This window comes from Enterobacter cloacae complex sp.6700776 (assembly GCF_048284255.1).
In the GTDB taxonomy this organism is placed as follows: Bacteria; Pseudomonadota; Gammaproteobacteria; order Enterobacterales; family Enterobacteriaceae; genus Enterobacter; species Enterobacter intestinihominis.
In genome coordinates this window covers 1-260 of the sequence record NZ_JBLVYK010000338.1, presented here as the reverse complement: position 1 = coordinate 260, position 260 = coordinate 1, and the positions used below count along the sequence as shown (strand labels likewise).

Below are 260 nucleotides of genomic sequence, written 5' to 3'. Positions count from 1 at the left end.
ATATTGGTCTGGGCAAGCAGGCTCTACGCCGTTGAGTGAATTTCGCAATATGGTCAAAGCCTTACATCGTGCCGGCATTGAGGTTATCCTTGATATTGTGTTTAACCACACTGCCGAATTAGACTGCTCAGGACCTTGCTTATCGTTTCGGGGATTAGATAACCCCACCTATTATTGGTTAAACGACAATGGCGAATATGCGGATTGGACAGGCTGCGGCAATACGCTGAAATTGTCTCACTCAGCAGTAAGCCAATGGG

At 46.9% G+C, this 260-nt stretch carries 1 protein-coding gene; it reads left to right on the top strand.

Annotated elements, in window-relative coordinates:
* Positions 1-260 (top strand): alpha-amylase family glycosyl hydrolase (locus ACNQ0T_RS24535; protein WP_417930528.1); only part of this gene is annotated, 260 nt, incomplete at both ends.